This is a genomic window from Streptomyces sp. NPDC051921 (genome assembly GCF_040680975.1).
GTDB lineage: Bacteria > Actinomycetota > Actinomycetes > Streptomycetales > Streptomycetaceae > Streptomyces.
The window spans coordinates 172,553-189,597 of the sequence record NZ_JBFAXU010000008.1; the positions used below are offsets into that span (position 1 = coordinate 172,553).

Here is a 17,045-nt window from a genome sequence, read left to right on the forward strand (position 1 = left end):
CGAGCGGTACGGGGTGGGCTTCGTGTGGGGCATCAGGCCGTCTCCGCCTGGGTGAGGTGGGGGCGCTTGATGGTGGGGGCGTACCGACTGACGCAGGGCGTGTTGGCGCCGTGGCCGATGGTCCGCCCCAGTGGAGTGGTACGTCGTAAGGGCTTGTGAGGGTGGGCGGTTCGGGCGGGCCGCGGTCTGGTGAGGTGGAGTGCGCGGCGGATACGGTTGCGCATGCTGATCAGCTCCCATCGCTGATGGCCGGGTCCCCGGACGTCGCGTGTCGCGGGGACCGCTTGTTCACGGCGGCCCAGAGGGTTCGGCCGCCCAAGCTGGTGGCGAGGAGACCGAAGCGGTCTGCCTGTGCCAGGACTTCCAGGACCTCCCGCCACGCCTCGGCGGGGAGGGTTTCCGGTACCTCCGCTTCGATCGACGTGTGCCTGGTGTGAGCGAGCACGCGTGTGGTGAGTCCGAGGGCGGACAACCTGGTGGCGAGAGCCTCCGCGCTTACTTCAGGAGCAGGCACAGGGCAGCCTCCGTTACCGGTGATCACTTTAAGTGAAGCTAGTTAACTAGATTAGAGCTAGTGGACTAGATTTTCCATATGCCTGAGCAGCCGCCATACCTCCGTATCGCCGACGAACTGCGGCGGCGGATCGCGGAGCACGAGTGGAGTCCTGGAGACCGGTTGCCCTCGCGGGCTCAGATCGGCCAGGAGTGCGGGGTGGGCGAGAACGTTGTCCGCCGGGCCCAGGAGCTGTTGATCTCCCAGGGTGTGTTGGAGGGACGGGCCGGGTCTGGGACCTACGTGGCCGAGCCCCGTCAGCGGGTGCGGATGGTGCGGTCTGCGGCGCGCGAGCAGCCTGACGGGTCGCCGTTCCGGGCAGATATGAAGGCCGTCGGGCGGAACGGTGGCTGGGAGAGCCGGACCGATGCGAAGGTGCCCGCGCCGGCGGAGATCGCTGCGCGGCTCGGGGTCGGCGAGGGCGAACTGTGCGTCCGGACCGTCTACGAGTTCCTCGCCGACGGGCGTCCCGTGCAGCTGTCGACGAGCTGGGAGCCGTACGACCTCACCGGCGGGACCCTTGTCGTTCTGCCCGAGGGTGGACCGCATGCCGGGGCCGGCGTTGTGAACCGAATGGCCCAGATCGGCGTCACCATCAGCCACGCCGTCGAGCAGCCCGAGCCGCGGCAGGCGACTGCCGAGGAGGCTTCCCTTCTCGGGATCCAGAAGGCCGCGCTCGTCACGCACATCCGGCGGACGTACTACAGCGACGAGGGTCGCCCCGTCGAGACTGCCGACATCATCGTGCCCGCCGCCCATTGCGAGATCGTCTACGAGATCCCGATCAGCCGCTGAATAGGCTTCGCGCAGGGGGTAGAGTCGCTTGGCTCAGTATCTGCAGCAGCAAATGGAGGCAATGGCCGTCATTATTGCCAGCCTCTCCTGGCCACCAGGCTAGCTTTATGTACCGCTTAGGGGCGATGCGTCGTGGACCCGGACAGCGGATCGCTAGGCGGCTCGCCTGCTAGCCGAATTGCGGGAGACCGTGCGGGCTCGATCGCGTCTCGGTCCGTGACGCCAATTAGTGCGTTGAAAAGCCAAATGAGGCGCATGGAGCGAAGGGAGCCCAGGAGCAGCAAGCCCTCGGCCGGCCAAGCCGAGAATCCCGGTTTGGGGTTCCGGTCGATCAAAAGAAGGATGATGCACCCTCCGGCAATCAAGAGCATGCTGCTCAGGATGCTGGACCAATTCCGTCGCAAGCTAGGCCCGAACCGCTGACGCATGGCTTGAATTGTATCGCCGCGGGAACTTGCGTACTGTGCGATGGCTGCGGTAGCGAATCCGCCAACCAAGGCCGCAACAGAAGCAGTCGTCGTGTAAACATCCTTCCTTCTATCCAGGCTTGGGCTCTCGAAGAAAGCTGGCGTCCCTCCAGCTTTCCACCAGACTGCGTGAATAGCGAGTACGAGCGCTGCGGCCAGCCAATCAAGGCCCGGCGTTTCGCTCCATATATTCTTGATTCTTGTGACGACCCGGAACATAGCTGCCACACCCCCTCGACCCAAGGAGTCCAACACTAGCCCTAGGCACTGACAGCGGCCCTCAGGTCCCTTTCGCGGTCGCGAGCCACCTGTAGGATTGCCTCCACGGCGGACTCGTAGCGAGGACGCGGGTAGTTTGAGCCCACTTCAATGCGGCACTTGACCGTAATGTGGTGCTTTATGAAGTCGAGTGGCTCATCAGTTACTTCGCCATCTTCATCGATCGATGTGATGTTGGCCTGCGCGCGATCGATCCCGCTAGGCTCCTCCAGGTAGCCGAGTTCTGACATCAGGGAGTGGATGTCGCCCTGCAATCTGCGTTGTGCACGGAAGCGTGCTACTGGCCCGGGCCCATTCTTCTTGGGGACTTCCAGCTTCAGTGAAATGCGATGATCCGGGTAGCGTTCGGAGCTAAGTCTTACAAAGCTTGCCAATCCCTCTCCGTCGGGGGGCGGGATGGCGGGGCTCGGACGGTAGCTGAACTCGAAGCTGTGAACGGCGTCTGCCTTTTCGAGCTTCTCCCATACATTCTGCCCGATTACAGGCCAGAGGGCGATTTCCTCACTCGCGACGTTGCATCCGTTGAGCCACCGTTGAATAGAAGACGCTCGGGGGGAACCTGGCTTCCCTTGTAGGACACCGATGATATTTCCGTAGTCCAGGAAGCATACCGTTGTCGTGTCGATGGTTCCTTTGTTTCCCTCAAGTCTCATCTCCTCGATTCGCCCCAAATCGAGATCCACTGTCTGGAGCTCACTGGTTCCTACTCTTCCGACGAGAAGATTGAATCGACCGGAGGCGTGGACAGATTGGCCGATGTAGCTGTGTTGGGTGTGGGACAAAATTCGATCGGAAACTGGTCGATTCTCAATCTCCATGAGAGGTGCCTGCCAATTTGCATGTTCCATGCGGGGGTTAACCCCATCCTTGGCGCGCACGATCTCAAAGAAGGCAACCGTTCCTGTCCTCGTCGCCATGGCCCCCACCTCGTTCGCTGTACAGCTGCGTAGCCACATAGCGTGACGGTCCGTGACGATCTCCGCAAGGAGTTGTCGTAAAGCGAGCTGTAGCCGCGTGCGCGCACGTGTGCTTTGGCTTGATCGGGACGGCCAGGTGGCCTGGTCCTGCCTAGTGGGTGCCAAAGCGTGGGCCCGTCGCCGTCGCTGGCTACGAGAGGGGCACGTAAGTTCAATCGATGGCAGAGTCGGCTTGTGTGCGCTTCCGTCACGGCTAGGAGGGTGGATGGTCCAGGCGCTCCAAGGTGAGCTGGTAGGCGTTCCTCAGCCGCGTGAAGTCGTAGAAGTCCCCCTGCGGCTCGCGCTTGACGGTCAATAGCCCCTGCGCTTCGAGTTCCTTGCGGCCCTTGGTCCACGTGTCCGAGGACAGGTTGTAGCGCTGACGCCTCGCCGTGTGGATGTATCGAGGCTCCGAGTGCCCTCCAAGGGCTTCTCTGAGGGCAAACAGTAGAGCCGTTGCCGTTGGCGACAGCTGGAGGAGCCAGCCCCGTGTCCAGAACTCGACCGGCATGCCGACGTAGCGGCCTTCCTCCCTTGGTTGCGTGTACACCCCTCCATCGCCGGTGGCGCTCCGCAAGGTGATCGCCGAGGGCCGCCCCCACTGCGGCTGGAGGTCGATGAACTGGTTCTCTTCCAGCCACTTCAAGTTGCTGGCCACCCGCCTAGGCCCCGTCCTCGGGGCGAGTGCGAGCATCTGTGTCCAGCCGTTCGGGCCCGGCGGTCTGCGCAGGTCAAAGGGCTCTTTCGTGGCCATCATGGTGATGCACAGGTAAAGCTGGAGACGCACCTTGCCGCCGCGCCCGCCTTGGATGAGCCGAGCAAGCGGCGGAGGTGAGTCGCCGTCCTCAGGTGCGATGACGAACGCCGGCGGGAAAGGGATGTGCCCCCGCCTCTTCGCCTTGTCCGCCGCCCCCTGCAAGTAGGCGAGCGCCTCAGACTGGCGTCCATCGAGCGGCACGACTTTTACCTTCCTGCAGGAGAAACAGGGATATGGGGCTAACAGGGGTACACGGGGGTGCTTGGAGCTTCTCTATGGATCCCGTCACGGGGGTCGAGAGACTACAGCAAGAGCGTAGACCTATACGAGACAAAGGAAGACTACTCATCTGTTGATGTCAGGTGACTCCTGCACAGACGGCAAACACCCCTTTTGACCTGCTGTTTTCTCCCTGCCAACATCGCCTCAGTCAAGCCGGAGATCGTCGCGTGGCCGACCTGGGATGCTGCCGCGATTCCACGGATGAGGGGATTGATAGAGGTTGTCCAACCACGACTCATCGCTCCGAGGCCTCTGGGCGGCGGTCATCGTGCTCGGTGCACTCATGGCCGCCATGCTCAGCACCGCCGCTCTCTGGACGGTGGGAGCGCCTGCGTACGCCGCGCTGGGGGGAGGGGGCGTCACCTTCATCGGTGTAGCCACCCTGGGGTTCACCCTGAGGAAGTTCTTGACCGAGTGAGGAGTAAGGCGTGATGCCGTGAGGCTCTGAGTAGCCGACGTGGGTGCTCAGGGCCGTCCGGTCGGTACGGCGGGAGAAGTCTGAGCTTGTTCTCTGGAGCCTGTGCTGTCGGCGTGCTGCTGTCCGCCGCGGTGCGCCTCCCCGCTCTGCGTCGCGCGCTGGAAGCATTCCAGCGTCCGACGACGACGGGGACAGGATGGTTCAGCCGACGTGCAGTGCTCCTACCCAGAGCGGAGGTCGCTGCCGGAACAAGGCGATGACGGGTACCTCGCGGTGTTCCAAGCACCAGGGGGCGTGGTCCCCGTACGGCGTCGAGCAGCGGAAGAAGAAGGAAGCCGAAGCTAAGATGAAGAAGCTTCGGAAGAAGCGGTAGCGGGCCGTCGAGTGCGGCCGGCTGACATCCAAAACTGACATCAACGGCGGCGGATGACGGTGGTCGCACGCGAACCGCCGTGGCGGTGGTGACCAGCGATCCGCCCTTGGCGAGAGCGCCCCGCACGAGCTTACAAAGCAGATGTCGGCGGTTCGAAACCGTCCGCGCCCACCAGCACAAAGGCCCCTCGCCGATCATGGCGAGGGGCCTTTGGCATCTCCTTCTGACGTCAACGGGGACGTTCGGTCATGACTGGGGGACGCCTCCTGAGGAGCCGGTCGCCCATCGGGGCAGCGGCACCGACCTCGAAGGAGCACCCATGGCCTGCACCGACCCCCAGTGCGACGGCGGCGTCGTCCCCAACCCGTACTCCGACGACCCTGGGGACCTCACCCTCACCCTCACCCTCACCCTCTGCCCAGCCTGCAACCACGGCTGCGACCCCCGCGACCACCACGACTACGCGGGCTGACGCTCCCGGGGACCCGGCGCGAGTCGGGGGCTGTTCGCCGGCCGGATGTGGCTACACGTGGCGGGCGTCCGGGCTGAGGGTGGCTGGATCTTCGGATCGCAGCCGGAACTTTGCATGGACGCCTAGGCTGTTGCGTGCGGCAATGTAGAACTCATCACGCTTATCCTGAAACTCCCGGAACGCCCTCATCCAGTCGTCTGACGTACATGGGCGCATGTCTCGGACGAACTGTTCCAGTACCCAGGCGTGTCGCTGTAGCGATCTGGCTGCCGAGATGGATTCCGCGTCTCCCATGAGGAGCACGGCTTCGAACGCATAGCCGCGCTCGAGCTCAGCTTCGGCCAGCAGCTCCAGGCCGGCCTCCCTGGCGAGTGGCTGAGGCAGGTCGAAGAGTCCCTTGCCTGCAGCCAGGCGACCTGCCAGCGAGGTGAACCTCTTGACCGCGTCGGCAAACCGGAGGTAGCACTCCAGGCGGCGTTCGTCCCACCGTGTGGAAAGTTGGCGCCGCCACCGAGATCTCTCCATCAGGGCTCCACCGACGTACGACGCAACCGCGCCGACGAGCACACCGATCAAGGTGAACAATTGTCCTGACATGCCCCCGCCTATCATGTATCTGTCAGGAGAGAACATATGGCCGGAGGCTCTGACGCGTAAGGGCCTCAGGCTGGTATGAGAGCTGAACGGCCTCTCGGCGGAGCCGGGATCAACGGCCGGATGCCACCGCATCTCCGGAGCCATCTGACTTTGCTGGCCCCGGATCAGGCCGAACCCGTACACCCCTCTCCCGGACGCAACCGTTTCGACACCCCTTTCCAGCGCCCCTTCAGTCGTCGTGCGAAACTCCCGGCCTGGTCAGAGGGAGGGGCAGGGGCGTGGAGAAGTCCGAGGCGAAGCGGTTGCTGGAACGGGCTCGCGAGATGTGGGATGCGGAGGAGTGGCTGCGTTCCGCCGAGCTGTACGAGCAGGTCCTTGCTCACTATCCGGACGAGGGTCCCAGCGCGGAGTGGTGGTACGACGCAGCACTGGCGTACAAGTTTCTTCGTAACTGGGCAAAGGCCTACGAACTCGGCCGTGAGGCTGCTGCCCGCTCGCCGCGCGGCGAGCAGGACCCGGCGTTTTGGAACCTGGGGGTCGCTGCCACGATCCAGCGTGATTGGTCGACCGCCCGTGACGCTTGGGAGGGTTTCGGGATTCCGATGCCAGAGGGCGAGGGGGAGATCAACGGCAGCTTCGGCCCGGCGTGCGTACGGCTGGACACGGGCGGCGAGCGCGAGGTGGTCTGGATCCAGCGGCTCTGCCCGACGCGAGGACGCGTGATGAACGTTCCTGCCACGAAAGGCCGGCGCTTCGGGGAGATCGTCGTGCACGATGGGGAGCCGACTGGCGAGCGGACGTACGACAACCAGAGAGTCGCTGTCTTCGACGAATTGCTGCTCTTCGAGGCCTCTCCGCTGCCGACGCTGCGTGCGACCGTAAACGCAGCGGATGCATCCGACGTCGATGCCTTGGTGGCTTCATTCTTCGCGCAGGACTTCGGTGCCGAACCGGCGAGCAGCTTCCACATGCTGTGCGCATGCTGCAGCGAGGGGCGGGTCGACTGGGATGAGGCGAGCGTGCCGACACATGGTGGCTCACAGACTGTGTGGCTGGCCGCCCCTGAGGCCGAGGCCTCGCGGCTACTGGATGCATGGGCGATGGCCAGCGAACGCAGCTGGAACGGACTGGAGCTCTTTGGTTGAGCCCTGGGAGTGATGGGAAGGCCGAGGCCAGTCCGTACCGATGTCCCTGTCCCTGCTGCAGCTTCCTGACGCTCGATGAGCGTGGCAGCTCCGACATCTGCCCTGTGTGCTTCTGGGAGGACGACGGACAGGACGATCACGATGCCGACCGTGTTCGAGGTGGTCCAAACGGTCGACTGAGCCTCAGGGGGGAGTGCTACGGGGACGGTGGGGTCGAAGGGGGGCGTACGGCGAACCACTGTTCTGCGCCGTATTCCTCGAAGCGGGCCACCTCCGTGAACCCCAGTTTCTTCGCGAGGTGCATCGCGCGGGTGTTGGCGGTCTGGGTGGAGAGGACCACCGGCTCGCCGGGGAGGGTGGCCGTGAACCAGTCGAGTGCCGCGGCGCACGCCTCGGCGGCGTAGCCGTGTCCCCAGGCCTTCGGGAGGAACAGGTAGCCGAGCTCGGCCTCGTCGGCGTTCGGGCGGACGTGGCCCGGGCGCTCCGGGTCGCGTCGTTCGAGCGTGACCATGCCGATCATCGATCCGTCGAGGTCGATCACGAAGACGCCGGGGCGTCGCCCGGGCACCTCGGGCATCGCGCGTTCGAGCTCGTCGCGCGGTTGGGCGCCGCCGATGTAGGTGCCCACCTCCGGCGAGGCGAACAGCTCGATGAACGCCGCGCGGTCCTGGGACTCGGACGCGCGGAGCACGAGCCGTTCGGTCCTGATCGGGGCGGGCGGCCAGGCGTAGGAGCCGAGTTCGGTCATGGCGGGCAACTTATCGCACGAACGTGTGGGGCATCCGAGAGTCTGATCGCTCCCATCCACCCACCCCGGCTTCGTGGTCGCCTGCCAGGTGATCGCGAGTGGACTGCCGGTCATCTCCTCGGCCTTGGCCAGCGCCTGGGCCTCGGCCGGTGCGCTGTCCGCCGGCGGGTGGGGCAAGCAGCCGTCCGCGACGGCGTCAGGGGCCGAGAAGTACGCGGCGTAACGCCATGCGTCCGACGTGCGGTGCAGGACTACCTGCGTCGGCGTGCCCAGACCGTCCCGCCAGCTCCTCCGGCTCTTCTCCATGGCTTCACGCCAGCGTTCGCGGCGGGCCCTGGAACGCGTGCCTCGATGCGGCTGCGCGGGTCGGATCGGGTTTCTCGTTCACCGTCGTGCGACGGTCACCTGCACGGTGTCCTGGCCCGGCGTGGTCGTGAGTCGAAGGATCCGGGCGTCGGGTGGTGACACGACTTCGGCGCCCTGGACCTCGACCTGGTAGCCGTCGGGGTAGTTGCTCTGCGGCAGGTTCACCTCGGTGACGACACCCGGGGCGAAGGGCCGGCCGGAGTCGGCGCGGCGAGTGCTGTACTGGAGCGTGAACGTCCCGGTCGTGGTGTCGTAGTTCCACTGCTGCGGGGTGCCCGCGACCGCCTGGGGACAGGGGCGGACGATCGCCGGGTCCATCAGGTTGGGGCCGGTCGGCGGCTCCTGGGGGTGGTCGGGAGTCTGTTTCTGCGGTTCGGACCAGAACATCCAGGAAGCCATGTGGTCGTCGAATCGATCGGTGAGAGCGGTCAGTCTCGTCGCGTCCGTGGTGGCGCCGAACTCGGTCACCACCCCGACGACGCCCTCGGCGGCGGCGCGGTCCAGTCCGTTGCTCACGCACGTGTCGACCGAGCCGACGCAGTAGTCGTGAAAGCTCATGCCCGCCTTCGCGTCACCGGTCGGGTTCGGCATCCAGTTCGGCGTACCGAAGTCGTTGGTGAGGGACGGTTCTGATCCGCGAAGCGCTGCGCGTCGGTTTCGGCAGCGACATCCCGCGGGGAGATCGAGAGGGCGCCTGTCGGCGTACGGGATGCGGAAAGTCCGATGTCGGCTGACCGGCTGACCGGCCGACCGGCTGATCGGCCAGTCAGCTGATCGGTCGATCAGGTCGGTCATCGCTGGACCAGGGTCTGGGCAGGGCGAAGTCGGAGCCCTTCCGCGCCGACCGCCGGGTCCCGGCGGGCCCCGTCGGGACCCGGCGTGACCTGCCTTGACGTGCCCACGCAGGGGGAGATGTACTCCGGCGTATGGAAGACGTGGGGGACGCGCCCGAAGTCGAGGCGCAGAGTGGTGAGATGACGCCGCAGGCCTACATCGACGGGCGGCTTGCGCAGTACCAGGAGTGGTACGACCGCAAGGCCACCAAGATGAAGGCGATGCATCTGCGGATGCGGACCGTTTCGGTGGTCGGCGGCGCGCTCGTGCCCGTGCTCGTGAACCTGGACCTGGGCTTCGCGCGGATCACTGCGACCGTGCTCAGCCTCGTCGTGGTCGCCTCCGTCTCGCTGGAGAGCGTCTACCGCTATCGCGAGCAGTGGAAGAACTACCGGTCCACCGAACAGCTCCTCGGGCACGAGCGGGTGTACTTCGCGGCCCGCGTCGGGCCGTACCACGGGCTCTCCGAACGGGACTCGTTCACGACGCTCGTCGCGCGCGTGGAGAAGGCCATCGCCAGCGAGAACTCCGCGACGCTCAACGTCATGACCCTCGGCGGGCAGGTCAGCGCCGAACTGCAGCAGTACGGGCTGCCCGCACAGCGGGTCGAGAGCGGAGGGGGAGGGAGGGAGAGCGGGGCGGAGTCGGAGGCCGCGGGGAAGATGCCCTTGGTCCCTGCGCCCCCTTCCTAGAGCCCTGAAGGCCTGAAGGCCTGAAGCCTTGAGGTCCGGAGGTCCGGAGGTCCTGAGGCCTTCAGGCCCTCAGGCCTTTAGGGGCCTGACAGCCCCGGGGCTCCTGGGGGCATCGGGTGGCTCCTCGGGTCCGGGCTCCGGGGGCTCCTCTGGTTCCTCGGGCTCCTCGGGCTCCTAGAGTTGCCCCATGGGTAGTTCGCTTCGCCTGACCGTGCTCGGTTCCGCCACCCCGTACCCCGCCGCCGGCAACCCCTGCTCCGGGTACCTCCTTGAGGGCGGCAGTGTCCGTGTGTGGGTCGACGCCGGCAGCGGCACGCTCGGGGAACTACGGCGGTACGTGGGGCTCGGCGAGATCGACGCCGTGTGGATCTCGCATCTGCACGCGGACCACGCGGCTGATCTGCTGACCGCCTACTACGGGCTGCTCTACGCCGATGTCCGGCGCGACGCGCCGCTCCCGCTGTTCGGGCCGCGCGGCATCGCCGACCGGCTCGCCGGGTTCCTCACCAACGGGCCCGCCCGGAGTCCCGTCGAGAACGCCTTCGAGGTCGTCGAGCTGTACGACGGGCACCACGTGCGCCTCGGCGGGCTCACTCTCGTCAGTCGCGGCGTCGAGCACGGCGGCCTGGACGCCTTCGGGCTTCGTGTCGAAGGTCCCGACGGGGTGGTGCTCGCCTACTCCGGCGACAGTGAATCCTGCGCCTCGCTCGTCGAACTCGCCCTGGACAGTGATCTGTTCCTCTGCGAGGCCGACGGTGACGGGGTCGGTCACCACTCGCCCGAGCAGGCCGGCCGGACCGCCGCCCAGGCCGGGGCCGGGCGGCTGCTCGTGACCCATGTCGGGCCCGCGATCGCGCCCGAGGCGGCCGTCCGGCGGGCGGCCGCGGTGTTCGGCGGACCCGTCGAGTACGCCGGGCCCGGGCGGACGTTCACCGTCACGCGTCGAAGCCGTACTCCAGGACGTACGACGACGAGTCCAGCGTCATCTCGTTGAGTTCCACCGGAACTCCCGTCTCCGACAGGGCCGTTCGCGCGATCAGGATCACCGGGGTGCCGAACCCCAGGTCAAGTCGGGTGGATTCCTCCGCCGTCGGCATCCGGCAGCGGATCTCCTCGCGGAAGTGCACCGGCCGGTGCCCCAGCTCCGTGAGCCGGGCGTAGGTGCCCCCGGGGCCCGTGTCGGGTTCGGTGATCGCGGTCCCCTCGGCGAGGCGCGCCGGCAGGTAGGAGACCGACAGCAGGACCGGCTTCTCGTCCAGTACGAAGCGACGGCTGCGGACGCAGACCGGGTCGTCCGGAGAGGAGAGGTCCAGCACCCGCGCCACCCTCGGGCCCGCGGGCGTGGCCGCGGTCACCTCGATCTGGTCCACGACGAGGGCGCGGTCCTCGATGTCCGCCGACCAGACCGAGCGCCCGTTGCCCCAGTGGTCCCGGGCGAGTCGTGGGATGCCGCGGCGGCGCAGCGGGCGGAACGAGCGGACGAACACCCCGGCGCCCTTACGGGCCTCGGCGAGCCCCTCGTTGCGCAGGACGGACAGGGCCTGGCGGGCGGTCATCCTGGCCACGTCGTACGTGGACATCAGATCGTTCTCGCCCGGGAGCCGGTCGCCCGGCGCGAAGTCGCCCGACTGGATCGCGGTTCTCAACTCGTCGGCGATCCGCTGGTACTTGGGCCGACGACCGCTTTCCTGGTCAGTCATGGGTGGACCACTCCCTTCCGTCTGCGGGACACCCTACGGCGCACTTCTCGGCGGCCGTGCACGCGTGTGCGCCGTCTCGCGGCGCCGATCCATCCTTCGGGGGACATCTCTAGAGATGCGTTGACAGAGGGGGGTCTCGGGGCTTCTCTGGGTGTATCTATCTGATCTCTGTGAAAACGGAACGGAGGGATGCGTGCAGCCAACGCCCGAGGTCGGTGACCTCGTCCGTGACATCGCCACCGGACGGGTCGGCTTCTACGTCGACAGCGTCGCCGGCCGCTTCCTGATCCGGCCCGTGCAGGGCGGCTGCGAGTGGGAGGCCGATCCCGCCGACGTCCAGCTCGCCACCCCCATGCGGGAGCTACGCGCCCGCGCCGCCGAGATCAACGCCCGCAGTCGCCGCAGCCTCGGCCCCTGAGGTCGTCGGGGCCGGGCCTGGGGCGTCGGACTCCAGCAGATTCCGCGGGCTCCGCAGGTCGTGCGGGCCCTCGGCGGCCGGTAGGTCAGTCGGTCGGTCGGTCGGTCCGCCGTTGCCGGGTGTGGTGTGCGCCGTGCTGCCGGTGGTCGCGGTGTCGGTCGCCGTGTCGGTGTCGGTGGCGTTGTCAGTGGGGCGCGTCACACTGGAGGCATGTGCCGCAGCATCAAGACACTCCGACCGCCCGCCCTCCCCCACGAGGCCACCGAGGACGACGTTAACGCCGCCGCGCTGCAGTTCGTCCGCAAGGTCTCCGGCTTCCGCGCGCCCGCCGCGCACAACCGGGAGGTGTTCGACCGGGCCGTGGAGGAGATAGCGGAGGCCACCGCGCGGCTCCTCGGGGGCTTGGAGATCCGCGGGGCCCACCCGGTCAGGACGCCGGAGCCGGAGCCGCAGCCGGACGCCGTATGACGTAGGCCGCCAGTGTGCCCGCCAGGAAGAGCGCCAGGACGGGTACGCAGGCGCCGAGCCAGGTCGCGCCCAGCCAGCGGCCGCTGAGCCAGCCGAGGCCCACGCCGTACGTCGCCCAGATCGCGGCCGCCAGCGCCGACCAGGGCAGGAAGTCGCGCAGTCGGCGCCCGGTGGCGCCTGCGCCCAGGGAGACCACCGAGCGGCCGGCGGGGGCGAAGCGCGCCAGGACGACGAGCAGACCGCCGCCCCTGGCCAGCGTCTCGCCGAGACGTTCCTGCGCCACCGTCAGGCGGCGCGAGCGGGTGACGAAGCGGCCGATCCGGGGTCCGCCGCGCCGGGCCAGGTGGTACGCGGCGAGGTCGCCGAGCACGGAGGCCGTGGCTGCGCAGAGGAGCAGCGGAAGCAGGGAGGGGGCGTAGGCGGCGCCCGTGGCCGCCGTGCCGGCCGAGGTCGTGGCCGCGGCCGACAGGGACGTGGTCGCCGCGGAGGCCGCCGTGGCGGCCGTGACCACGAGGATGCCGCTCGGCAGCACCGGCAGGAAGACGTCGAGAAGGATCGACGTCGTCACCGCCGCGTAGATCCACGGGCCCGCGGTCAGCGACTGCAGTGACCACCCCGTGCTGTCGAGCACGTTCACAGCGCCAGAGCCTACGCGGGGGCCACCGCCGGAACGCCGACCGGGGCCGGAATCCGCTGAATCGCGGGTCCCGGCCCCGGCCTGGGTGGGCGCCGGCACGCTCGCCGAAGCGTCTGCCGAAACGTGTGGGGAAGCGCGCCCGAGGCGTCTGCCGAAGCGTCTGCCGAAACGCGTGGGGAACGCGTCCTCCGAAGCGTCCGCCGACGAGGTGCGTGGGGACGCGCCTCGGAGGCATCTGCCGGCGTCCCTGGGCGCCCGCCCGCCCGAAGCGTCTGCCGACGCGCGGGGCGGGGGTGGAGCGCCCGCGGCCGGCTCGCGCATCATCCGCGGTTCGTCCGCCGCCGGTCCGCCGCCGGCACGCGGCTGGCTCAGCCGGCCCGCGGGACGCCCGCGGAGCGCTCATGGGACGCCCGCGGAGCACTCGCGGGGCGCTCACGGAACGTCCGCGCAGTGGCCCTGCGGTCAGGCGGTGACCGCCGAGGGCCTCTCCTCCGACCGCTCGCCGGAACCGGAGGCCGCGCCGCGCGCGCCGAACAGCCCGTCGAGCCCCAGTGCGCCGGACCCGGTGAAGACCAGCAGCAGGAAGGCCCAGCAGAACATGGCCGCCGCCTCACCGCTGTTCTGCAGCGGGAAGAGCGCCTGCGGCTGGTGGACGTCGAAGTACGCGTACGCCATCGAGCCGGAGGCTATGAACGCCGCGCCGCGCGTGCCCAGGCCCACCAGGACCAGGCCGCCCGCGACGAGCTGGATGACGGCCGCGTACCAGCCCGGCCAGGTGCCGCTCGGGACGGTGGCACCGCTGCCGCCGGCGCCGCCGAGCACCCCGAACAGGGAGGCGGCGCCGTGGCAGAGGAAAAGCAGACCGATCACGATCCGGAAGAGACCGAGCGCGTAGGGCTGGGCCTGATTCAGGCGGCTCGCAAGCGAATTCATGAGGGGGGACTCCTTCGGTCTGGCCGGGCGGTGGGCCCGGACCGTGGGGACGGGAACCGATGAGGCCCACAGGTTAGGCACCCCTCACTATTGCTTGCAAGTTCAACATTCGGCTCTTTCTCGCCGTCCGTTTCCGGCCACCTGTTTCCGGCAGCCCCGTTACGCCCGGCCCTGAGCCCGGACCGAGCCCGGCCCTGAGCCCGGCCTGGGCCCGTACTGGGGCCGGATCGGGTTCGGCCCTGTGCCGGATCCGGTTCGGCCCGCTGTCCGGATCAGCAGCCGTTGAGGATCGACTGCAGGGCGCTCTTCTCGGCCGAGTCGACGCTGAGGTCGTAGTAGTACTTGACCTGCACCCACATCCGGGCGTAGGTGCAGCGGTACGAGGTGACGGAGGGCAGCCACTCCGCCGGGTCCTGGTCGCCCTTGGCCTGGTTGACGTTGTCGGTGACCGCGATGAGCTGCGGGCGGGTCAGGTCGTTGGCGAAGCCCTGACGCCGGCTGGTCGTCCAGGAGTTGGCGCCCGAGCGCCAGGCCTCGGCGAGCGGGACGACGTGGTCGATGTCGAGGTCGGAGGCGACGGTCCACGTGGCGCCGTCGTAGGCGGAGTACCAACTGCCGCTCACCGAAGCGCAGCTGGAGTCGGTCACGACGTTCACGCCGTCGCGCTTGAGGACCACCTCGCGGGTGTTGCACGTGCCGGACTGGGTGATCCAGTGGGGGAAGAGGTCCCGGCTGTAGCCGGTGGAGGAGCCTTCCGCCTTCACGGTGAGGGCGGCGAGGTAGGTGCGGGCGGTGGCGGCGCTCACCGGGGTGGGCGGGGCGGCCTGCGCGGCCGGGGCGGTGGCGAGGAGGCCGGTGACGGTCAGGGCGGCGGAGGCGGCGAGGACGGCTATTCGACGCGCGTAGACACCTGCGGCGGACATGTGAACTCCCTTGATGTGGGGGGACCTTGGCCGTTGCCGACGCCTCGGGGCGCGGCCCCGGGTGCCGGGCGGCCCGGTCATCGTGGTGGCGCCAGGTTTCTGTGCGGGGTGCGCCAGGTAACAGAGTGGCGACATGAACACGTCACATCAAGGGTGTGTGTGTGAAGGACTGTGTGGGGGCGGTGACTTGCCGGTCGGGCGGGAGCGCGTACGGAGGCGGATCGCCGAACTGGAGGGAGGGTGTGGGGGAGTGTCCCGCCCGGTCGGGCAGGAGGGCGCGCGGAGGCGGACCGCCATGGCGGAAGGGGGGCGAAGGGGGAGCGTCCCGTCGGTCGGGCCGGAGGGCGCGCCGGGGTGGATCGCGAACTCGGAAGGGGGGCGTGGGGGAGTGCCTCGCCGACCGGCGTGACCGCGTGCGGAGGGGTTCGCCCATCCGGAAGGAGGGAGGGTGTGGGGGAGTGTCCCGCCCGGTGGGGGTCGGAGGGCGCGCCGGGGTGGATCGCCGGACCGGAAGGGCGCGTGGGGGCCCGCCCGGTCGGGCGGGAGCGCGCCGGGGTGGATCGCCGGACCGGAGCAGGGCGTGAGGGGGTGTCCCGCCGGTCGGGCTGGGCTCGCGGCGCCTAGGGTTGGCGCGTGCTGCTGGACGTGAACGCGACCTTCGGGGCGGTGCTCGCCGTCCTGCTCGCCCTCGCCGCCGGAGTGGTCGCGCTCGCCCGTCTCGGCCGGGCCCGCGACACACTGATCGCCGGAGCCCGCGCCGCCGTCCAGCTCGTCGCCGTCTCGCTGGCCATCGGCTGGGTCGTCCGCGCGCTACCGCTGCTGATCTGCTTCCTGCTGCTGATGTACGCGGTGGCCGTACGGACCGCGGGCCGGCGCGTCGTCCCCGCGCCCGGCCGCGCCTGGCCCTGGGTCGGCGTACCGATCGCCGCCGGTGTCGTCCCGGTCGTCGCGGTGCTCCTGCTCACCGGCATCGTGCCGCCGCGCGGCATCGCGCTCGTCCCGGTCACCGGCATCCTCATCGGCGGCGCGCTCACCGCCACCGTCCTCGGCGGGCGGCGCGCGCTCGACGAGCTCGCGACCCGGAAGGGGGAGGTGGAGGCGGGGCTCGCGATCGGCCTCCCGGAACGGGACGCCCGTCTGGAGGTGGCGCGCGAGGCCGCGTCCGACGCGCTGCTGCCGGGCATGGACCAGACCCGGACGGTCGGGCTCGTCACCCTGCCGGGCGCGTTCGTCGGCATGCTCCTCGGCGGCGCGTCACCGCTGCGGGCGGGCGCGGTGCAGCTGTTCGTCCTGGTCGCGCTGTTGCTCGTGCAGGCGGTGGCGGTCGCCGTCACCCTGGAGCTGGTCGCCCGCGGGCGGCTCGTCCGCGCGGAGCGCGGAGCGGGGACTACGCCTCGGGGGAGGCGGCGAAGGTCAGGGTGATCGTGCCGTCCGTGCCCGGCTCGACCCGCAGCTCGGTCAGGTCGCGTACGTGTACGTCGGGGCCGAACGCGGCCGCCCGCGGACCCACACCGACCACACGCATGCCGGCGGCGCGGCCCGCCTGGATGCCCGCCTCGGAGTCCTCGAAGACGACGCAGTCGCCGGGCGCGAAGCCCAGCTCCGCCGCGCCCTTCAGGAAGCCCTCCGGGTCCGGCTTGCTCGCGCCGACGCACTCCGCGGTGACCCGCGACTCCGGCATCGGCAGCCCCGCCGCGCCCATACGGGCCTGGGCCAGGGCCTCGTCGGCCGACGTCACCAGGGCGTGCGGCAGCCGGCCGAGCGACGCCAGGAACGCGGGCGCGCCCGGCACCGGCACGACCCCGTCGAGGTCGGCGGTCTCCTCGGCCAGCATCACCCGGTTGTCGGCGTGGTTCTCCTCCATCGGGCGGTCCGGCAGGAGGACGGCCATCGTGGCGTACCCCTGGCGTCCGTGCACCACCTTCAGCACCTCGACGGGGTCGAGGCCCTGCCGCTCCGCCCAGCGCCGCCAGCAGCGCTCCACGACGGCGTCGGAGTTGACGAGCGTGCCGTCCATGTCGAGCAGGAGGGCGCGGGCGGTGAACGACGCCGGGGTGGTGGCGGTCATCGGGGATCTCCAGGAGGGGTGTCGGAGATGGGGGCGATGGGGGCGGGACGGTACGAAGCGGCCCGCTCGCCGGTCAGGGGGTGCGAGCGGGACCACTTTGTTCCTCCACGATACAAAACGAGGGGGCGTGCCGCCAACCCCGTCCGCATCGCGGGCGGACGCGC

Annotated in this window: 18 protein-coding genes and 2 pseudogenes; 9 read left to right on the plus strand and 11 right to left on the minus strand. The window is 69.0% G+C overall.

All coding sequences use genetic code 11. From position 1 onward, the window contains the following. Positions 1-239 precede the first annotated feature (239 nt). Positions 240-514, minus strand: a pseudogene (locus AB0M16_RS13435) (hypothetical protein); the annotation flags it as partial. Between the two features lie 78 nt (positions 515-592). On the opposite strand from AB0M16_RS13435, the gene AB0M16_RS13440 reads away from it, so the two are divergent. Continuing rightward, complete coding sequence (locus AB0M16_RS13440; protein WP_365342122.1) at positions 593-1,348, plus strand: GntR family transcriptional regulator; 756 nt, start codon at positions 593-595, stop codon at positions 1,346-1,348. A gap of 727 nt (positions 1,349-2,075) precedes the next feature. Here the strand turns inward: AB0M16_RS13440 and AB0M16_RS13445 are convergent. Further along, a complete protein-coding gene (locus AB0M16_RS13445; protein ID WP_365342124.1) occupies positions 2,076-3,011 on the minus strand; it encodes a hypothetical protein in 936 nt (311 codons plus the stop codon). A gap of 253 nt (positions 3,012-3,264) precedes the next feature. After that, complete coding sequence (locus AB0M16_RS13450) at positions 3,265-4,008, minus strand: hypothetical protein (protein WP_365342126.1); 744 nt, start codon at positions 4,006-4,008, stop codon at positions 3,265-3,267. Positions 4,009-5,199: 1,191 nt separating this feature from the next. Here AB0M16_RS13450 and AB0M16_RS13455 point away from each other — a divergent pair. Then, positions 5,200-5,352: a hypothetical protein gene (locus tag AB0M16_RS13455; protein WP_365342128.1), complete on the plus strand. Its 153-nt coding sequence runs from the start codon at positions 5,200-5,202 to the stop codon at positions 5,350-5,352. Positions 5,353-5,403: 51 nt separating this feature from the next. On the opposite strand, the gene AB0M16_RS13460 is transcribed toward AB0M16_RS13455, so the two are convergent. Beyond that, on the minus strand, positions 5,404-5,928 hold the full coding sequence (locus tag AB0M16_RS13460) for a hypothetical protein (RefSeq protein ID WP_365342130.1): 525 nt from the start codon (positions 5,926-5,928) through the stop codon (positions 5,404-5,406). Positions 5,929-6,227: 299 nt separating this feature from the next. Between AB0M16_RS13460 and AB0M16_RS13465 the strand changes: the two genes are divergently transcribed. Together AB0M16_RS13465 and AB0M16_RS13470 are read left to right on the plus strand one after the other, a co-directional pair. After that, positions 6,228-7,094, plus strand: a complete 867-nt coding sequence (locus AB0M16_RS13465) for a tetratricopeptide repeat protein (protein ID WP_365342132.1) — start codon at positions 6,228-6,230, stop codon at positions 7,092-7,094. After that, a pseudogene (locus AB0M16_RS13470) lies at positions 7,043-7,270 on the plus strand (CPCC family cysteine-rich protein); the annotation flags it as partial. The gene AB0M16_RS13465 and the pseudogene AB0M16_RS13470, both read left to right, overlap by 52 nt. A gap of 20 nt (positions 7,271-7,290) precedes the next feature. Here AB0M16_RS13470 and AB0M16_RS13475 read toward each other — a convergent pair. Together AB0M16_RS13475 and AB0M16_RS13480 are read right to left on the minus strand one after the other, a co-directional pair. Then, positions 7,291-7,842 carry a GNAT family N-acetyltransferase gene (locus AB0M16_RS13475; protein WP_365342347.1) on the minus strand — a complete coding sequence of 184 codons (552 nt, stop codon included), beginning with the start codon at positions 7,840-7,842 and terminating at the stop codon, positions 7,291-7,293. 384 nt (positions 7,843-8,226) lie between these two features. Then, a complete protein-coding gene (locus AB0M16_RS13480; protein WP_365342134.1) occupies positions 8,227-8,799 on the minus strand; it encodes a hypothetical protein in 573 nt (190 codons plus the stop codon). 335 nt (positions 8,800-9,134) lie between these two features. On the opposite strand from AB0M16_RS13480, the gene AB0M16_RS13485 reads away from it, so the two are divergent. Together AB0M16_RS13485 and AB0M16_RS13490 are read left to right on the plus strand one after the other, a co-directional pair. Then, positions 9,135-9,734 carry a DUF4231 domain-containing protein gene (locus AB0M16_RS13485; protein WP_365342136.1) on the plus strand — a complete coding sequence of 200 codons (600 nt, stop codon included), beginning with the start codon at positions 9,135-9,137 and terminating at the stop codon, positions 9,732-9,734. A gap of 187 nt (positions 9,735-9,921) precedes the next feature. Then, complete coding sequence (locus AB0M16_RS13490; protein WP_365342138.1) at positions 9,922-10,728, plus strand: MBL fold metallo-hydrolase; 807 nt, start codon at positions 9,922-9,924, stop codon at positions 10,726-10,728. Here the strand turns inward: AB0M16_RS13490 and AB0M16_RS13495 are convergent. Beyond that, on the minus strand, positions 10,670-11,434 hold the full coding sequence (locus tag AB0M16_RS13495) for a GntR family transcriptional regulator (RefSeq protein WP_365342140.1): 765 nt from the start codon (positions 11,432-11,434) through the stop codon (positions 10,670-10,672). The two genes, AB0M16_RS13490 and AB0M16_RS13495, sit on opposite strands and share 59 nt — an antisense overlap. Before the next feature lie 193 nt (positions 11,435-11,627). Between AB0M16_RS13495 and AB0M16_RS13500 the strand changes: the two genes are divergently transcribed. Together AB0M16_RS13500 and AB0M16_RS13505 are read left to right on the plus strand one after the other, a co-directional pair. Beyond that, a complete protein-coding gene (locus tag AB0M16_RS13500; RefSeq protein WP_365342142.1) occupies positions 11,628-11,852 on the plus strand; it encodes a hypothetical protein in 225 nt (74 codons plus the stop codon). Between the two features lie 210 nt (positions 11,853-12,062). Continuing rightward, positions 12,063-12,320: a DUF2277 domain-containing protein gene (locus AB0M16_RS13505; RefSeq protein ID WP_365342144.1), complete on the plus strand. Its 258-nt coding sequence runs from the start codon at positions 12,063-12,065 to the stop codon at positions 12,318-12,320. On the opposite strand, the gene AB0M16_RS13510 is transcribed toward AB0M16_RS13505, so the two are convergent. From AB0M16_RS13510 to AB0M16_RS13520, 3 genes are all read right to left on the minus strand, one after another. Further along, a complete protein-coding gene (locus tag AB0M16_RS13510; RefSeq protein WP_365342349.1) occupies positions 12,280-12,951 on the minus strand; it encodes a VTT domain-containing protein in 672 nt (223 codons plus the stop codon). The genes AB0M16_RS13505 and AB0M16_RS13510 overlap by 41 nt on opposite strands. A gap of 468 nt (positions 12,952-13,419) precedes the next feature. Next, positions 13,420-13,890 carry a DoxX family protein gene (locus AB0M16_RS13515; RefSeq protein WP_365342146.1) on the minus strand — a complete coding sequence of 157 codons (471 nt, stop codon included), beginning with the start codon at positions 13,888-13,890 and terminating at the stop codon, positions 13,420-13,422. Positions 13,891-14,162: 272 nt separating this feature from the next. Beyond that, positions 14,163-14,813: an HNH endonuclease family protein gene (locus AB0M16_RS13520; protein ID WP_365342148.1), complete on the minus strand. Its 651-nt coding sequence runs from the start codon at positions 14,811-14,813 to the stop codon at positions 14,163-14,165. Positions 14,814-15,446: 633 nt separating this feature from the next. On the opposite strand from AB0M16_RS13520, the gene AB0M16_RS13525 reads away from it, so the two are divergent. After that, positions 15,447-16,235: an ABC transporter permease gene (locus tag AB0M16_RS13525; RefSeq protein ID WP_365342150.1), complete on the plus strand. Its 789-nt coding sequence runs from the start codon at positions 15,447-15,449 to the stop codon at positions 16,233-16,235. Here the strand turns inward: AB0M16_RS13525 and AB0M16_RS13530 are convergent. Beyond that, entirely contained in the window at positions 16,201-16,881 is a 681-nt protein-coding gene (locus tag AB0M16_RS13530) for an HAD family hydrolase (RefSeq protein ID WP_365342152.1), read from the minus strand. The two genes, AB0M16_RS13525 and AB0M16_RS13530, sit on opposite strands and share 35 nt — an antisense overlap. Positions 16,882-17,045: the final 164 nt, after the last annotated feature.

Coding starts and splice junctions, on each gene's coding strand:
- AB0M16_RS13475 (WP_365342347.1), bottom strand. CDS start 7,842: ATGACCGAACTCGGCTCCTACGCCTGGCCGCCCGCCCCGATCAGGACC.
- AB0M16_RS13490 (WP_365342138.1), top strand. CDS start 9,922: ATGGGTAGTTCGCTTCGCCTGACCGTGCTCGGTTCCGCCACCCCGTAC.
- AB0M16_RS13520 (WP_365342148.1), bottom strand. CDS start 14,813: ATGTCCGCCGCAGGTGTCTACGCGCGTCGAATAGCCGTCCTCGCCGCC.
- AB0M16_RS13445 (WP_365342124.1), bottom strand. CDS start 3,011: ATGGCGACGAGGACAGGAACGGTTGCCTTCTTTGAGATCGTGCGCGCC.
- AB0M16_RS13480 (WP_365342134.1), bottom strand. CDS start 8,799: ATGCCGAACCCGACCGGTGACGCGAAGGCGGGCATGAGCTTTCACGAC.
- AB0M16_RS13515 (WP_365342146.1), bottom strand. CDS start 13,890: ATGAATTCGCTTGCGAGCCGCCTGAATCAGGCCCAGCCCTACGCGCTC.
- AB0M16_RS13505 (WP_365342144.1), top strand. CDS start 12,063: ATGTGCCGCAGCATCAAGACACTCCGACCGCCCGCCCTCCCCCACGAG.
- AB0M16_RS13455 (WP_365342128.1), top strand. CDS start 5,200: ATGGCCTGCACCGACCCCCAGTGCGACGGCGGCGTCGTCCCCAACCCG.
- AB0M16_RS13485 (WP_365342136.1), top strand. CDS start 9,135: ATGGAAGACGTGGGGGACGCGCCCGAAGTCGAGGCGCAGAGTGGTGAG.
- AB0M16_RS13440 (WP_365342122.1), top strand. CDS start 593: ATGCCTGAGCAGCCGCCATACCTCCGTATCGCCGACGAACTGCGGCGG.
- AB0M16_RS13495 (WP_365342140.1), bottom strand. CDS start 11,434: ATGACTGACCAGGAAAGCGGTCGTCGGCCCAAGTACCAGCGGATCGCC.
- AB0M16_RS13530 (WP_365342152.1), bottom strand. CDS start 16,881: ATGACCGCCACCACCCCGGCGTCGTTCACCGCCCGCGCCCTCCTGCTC.